This window comes from Streptomyces beijiangensis (genome assembly GCF_017315755.1).
Classification (GTDB): Bacteria; Actinomycetota; Actinomycetes; order Streptomycetales; family Streptomycetaceae; genus Streptomyces; species Streptomyces beijiangensis.
On the sequence record NZ_JAFLRJ010000110.1, the window covers coordinates 1 to 3983 of the forward strand.

At 67.7% G+C, this 3983-nt stretch carries 4 protein-coding genes; 2 read left to right on the forward strand and 2 right to left on the reverse strand.

The window, feature by feature from the left end; translation table 11 throughout:
* A partial coding sequence (locus tag J0695_RS12495; protein ID WP_372445755.1) for a DUF6758 family protein occupies window positions 1-274 on the reverse strand: 274 nt, incomplete at its 3' end.
* 217 nt (window positions 275-491) lie between these two features.
* Here J0695_RS12495 and J0695_RS12500 point away from each other — a divergent pair.
* The gene (locus J0695_RS12500; protein ID WP_242552557.1) at window positions 492-1757 is read left to right on the forward strand and encodes an RNA-guided endonuclease InsQ/TnpB family protein; all 1266 of its coding nucleotides are present in this window, start codon (window positions 492-494) and stop codon (window positions 1755-1757) included.
* Here J0695_RS12500 and J0695_RS12505 read toward each other — a convergent pair.
* A complete protein-coding gene (locus tag J0695_RS12505; protein ID WP_206962063.1) occupies window positions 1754-2338 on the reverse strand; it encodes a suppressor of fused domain protein in 585 nt (194 codons plus the stop codon). The two genes, J0695_RS12500 and J0695_RS12505, sit on opposite strands and share 4 nt — an antisense overlap.
* Before the next feature lie 416 nt (window positions 2339-2754).
* On the opposite strand from J0695_RS12505, the gene J0695_RS12510 reads away from it, so the two are divergent.
* Window positions 2755-3870 (forward strand): magnesium and cobalt transport protein CorA, encoded by a 1116-nt coding sequence (locus J0695_RS12510; protein ID WP_206962064.1) that lies wholly within the window; start codon window positions 2755-2757, stop codon window positions 3868-3870.
* Window positions 3871-3983: the final 113 nt, after the last annotated feature.

The window sequence follows — 3983 nt, forward strand, 5'->3', positions numbered from 1 at the left end:
GACCCGAGCAGGCGACGGCGGTCGCGCGGCCGCCGTTGCGGTCGTCGCCCGCGCAGGACACTCCGGTGTAGACCCAGCCGACGGGCAGGGGCCAGGGCATCCACACCGGGACCTTGGCCCGGTGCACCACCACACCGAGGGCCTCGACGCTGGGCGGGATCACGGGCTGCAACGGATGCACGACACCGTGCACGTCGCACTGCCAGGAGTCGGCAAAGAGACCGGGCGCCCTGACCCGGCCACCGCACTTCGGGCAACTGGGTTCGCCCCTCATAGAGGTCAACGGTCCTCCCCGCCCGTCTTCGCGTCAAGGACGATCACCCGTCCGGAGTCCACGAGAGGAGATCACGAGTATCACGAACTCCGCGCACAGGTTCAGTAACGCTTGGTAGCGTTTGGGGTGTGCGAGCGGACATCGGGCGGCGGTATCGGCTGTACCCCACCGGGGAGCAGGAGCAGATCCTGACCGGGTGGGGCATACCGTACGCGCCTTGTGGAATGTTGCGCTGGAGCAGCGGGTGTACATGTGGAAGCAGCGCAGGTACACCCTGCGAGCCATCGAACAGTGCACGCATCTGACCACTGCCAGAGCTGAGTTGCCGTGGCTGGCAGAGCTTCCGGCGCAGGCGGCTCAGCAGGTGCTGCGCCATTTGGACCGGGCGTACGACAACTTCTGGAATCCCAAGCACCCTGCGAGCTTTCCGCAGCGTAAGAAGCGCGGACACCAAGCATCAGTCTCGTTCCCGGGGCAGATCGTGGAGGTCCGCAAACTCAACCGGCACTGGGCCGTGGTGAAGATCCCCAAGCTGGGCTGGGTGCGCTTCCGGCTCTCGCGCGCACTGGGTGGCGCCCTGAGAAATGCCACGATCAGCCGGGACGGGACCGGCTGGCACGTCTCCTTCGGCATCGCCACGGGCCGCAAGGCGGTGGCACAGAACGGCCGGCCCGGGTGCGGGGTCGACTTCGGGGTGGCTGCCTCCGCTTACGTATCCACGGAGTCCGAGCCCCGGATCAAGCCTGTCGGGCTGACGAAGAACGAAAAGCAGCGGCTGCGGGCGCTGGAACAACTCAAGGCTCGCCAGATCACCTATGCCAAGAAGCACAACGACGGCAAGTACGGCAATCGACTTCGGCAGACGATCGCAGCCATCGGGAAGCTCAAGACCCGGGAATCGAACCGGCGCCAGGACTTCACGCACCAGCTCACCGCCGACCTCGCCAAAAACCACGGCTTCGTCGGCATCGAGGACCTGCGGGTTCCCAACCTGACTGCCAGCGCCTGCGGCACCCGCGAACAACCCGGCAAGAACGTGGCACAGAAGGCCGGACTGAACCGCTCGATTCTGGACAACTGCCCCGGCGAACGGCGACGGCAGCTGGCGTACAAGTGCGACCTGTACGGCTCCCGGTTGATTGCCGTCCCGGCATTCCACACCTCCCAGACCTGCGCCGCCTGCGGCCAGGTCGACCCCGAATCCCGCAAGGGATGCGGTCGGCTGTTCGCCTGTGCCCACTGTGGGCACGAGGACGATGCCGACCACAACGCCTCGGTCGAGATCGAGGCCCGAGCCCGCCGGACGGGTGGCTCGGATATCAACAGCACGCACAGGCGCCCCGGGCGTCGAGTCCCGCCAAGCGGCGGAGGCGGACGCGTGAAGCCCAGCCAGCTTCCTCCGGGCAGCTCCCGGGAATCTCCCAGCACCCGCCGGGAGAGCATCGTCAAAACTACGCGTTCTTCACCGCCTGCATTCCCCTAATTGAGCGTCACGGACCTGCGCAGCGGATCGCGCAGGTCCGTTCCGTGTGCCAGCCAGCGCTCCTGGAGCTCCTGGCCGCCGTGCACCCGCTTCCACGCCGCTTCGTTCGCCGTCATCGGCAGGAGCGGCAGGAAGTGGACGGGGTCCATGGGCTCATCGAGGTCGAGGTCCTCGACCAGACCGCCGGGCTCGGCCACCAGTACGGAACTGAACGACGTCCCCGGCCAGAGCGGTTCGCCGACGTCGAGCGAGGCACCGGGAGCCACGATCACGCCCTCGACCTGCGGGGAGGCCGCCAGTACGGCGAGCGGGCGGAGCGCCTTGTCGGTGTCGGCGAGTCCGGCCCGCACAGACAGCACGAGTTCGGCTCGCGGGCCCTTCACCGGGTCGGCGAGTGCGGCCGTGGGATCCGCCATCGGATGGGCGGACATACCGAGGGTGGCGTAGCGCACCACATCGCCGTCGACGAAGCGCAGGACCTCGATCCGGTCCGTACCGAGGAAGGTCACCGCGGCGCGCGCGTCCGGTTCGCCCAGCGCGGAGCGCAGCCGGGCCTCCACGAGAGCAAGAACTTCAACCATGCTCGCGAGCATAAAGCGCGTATGGAACGGGCAAAGACCGGGGTTGGCCCTGTAGTCGGCTGATACTCTTGGCCGCTGGTCAGGGCAGCATCGTTCGTCCCCTACGGGGGACCGGCCGGAGGAGGTGGGACTGCGATGGATCGAGAACCGAGTCGACCGGGCAGTACATGCCGCCCTTCCGCGCTTCATCTGCTTTCTCTCTGACCCGAGATCAGGGCCCCCAGCCCAAGGTTTGAGACTGGGCACTTCGCACGCCGGAAGAGCACTTCGCTTCGTTTTGCTTTGTCTGTGTCCTGTAGCGAACGCCGCCATCCGCGATGAGGCGGTACCGCCCGCTTTGTGGATGTAGCCGCAGAAACATCCTCATTCCGGGCAGTGCCACTGTCGCCGACGGCCCCTCCGTGAAGGAGCCTGCCATGTCGATGATCCGTGACCTGCGCGCAGCCGTGCGTCCGTCCCCGCGCAAGAGCAACGCCCCGTACAGCAATTACGACTCCACCCGCGACCCCTCCGCCAGCAGCGCGGTCGTCGACTGCGCGGTCTACCGCGACGGGGTGCGGGTGAACGGCGACGCCTGCCTCACTCCGCGCGCGGCCCAGCACCGGGTGCGGGACGACGGGGGCTTCACCTGGATCGGGCTGCACGAGCCGACCGAGGCCGAATTCTCCGGTATCGCAGCCGAGTTCGGACTGCACCCGCTGGCCGTGGAGGACGCGGTCCACGCCCACCAGCGGCCCAAGCTGGAGCGGTACGACGACACCCTCTTCACGGTCTTCAAGACCATCCACTACGTCGAGCACGCCGAGCTCACGTCGACGAGCGAGGTCGTGGAGACGGGCGAAGTGATGTGCTTCACCGGCCGGGACTTCGTCATCACGGTCAGGCACGGCGGCCAGGGCTCACTGCGGGCCCTCCGCCACCGGATGCAGTCGGAGCCCGAGCTGCTGGCCAAAGGGCCTTCGGCGGTGCTGCACGCGATCGCCGACCAGGTCGTGGACGGCTATCTCGCGGTCGCGTCGGCCGTGCAGGACGACATCGACGAGGTCGAGATCGATGTCTTCTCCGAGCCGGCGAAGGGCACTTCACGGGGTACGGACGCGGGCCGGATCTACCAGCTCAAGCGTGAGGTCCTGGAGTTCAAGCGGGCCGTGTCGCCCCTGCTGCGCCCGCTGCAACTGCTGAGCGAGCGGCCGATGCGGCTGATCGACCCCGACATCCAGAAGTACTTCCGCGATGTCGCGGACCACCTGGCGCGGGTGCAGGAGCAGGTGGTCGGCTTCGACGAACTGCTCAACTCGATCCTGCAGGCGAACCTGGCGCAGGCGACGGTCGCGCAGAACGAGGACATGCGGAAGATCACGGCGTGGGCGGCGATCATCGCCGTCCCCACGATGATCACCGGTGTGTACGGGATGAACTTCGACCACATGCCGGAGCTGCACTCGCAGTACGGGTATCCCGTGGCGATGGCGGGGATCGTCGGCATCTGCCTCTCGATCCACCGCACCCTCAAGCGCAACGGCTGGCTGTAGCCCCCGCCCCGGACCCCGGTCCGGACCCCGGTCCGGACCCCGGTCCGGACCCCGGTCCGGACCCCGGTCCTCAAGCGCCGGACGGGCTACTTGTAGCCCGTCCGGCGCTTGAG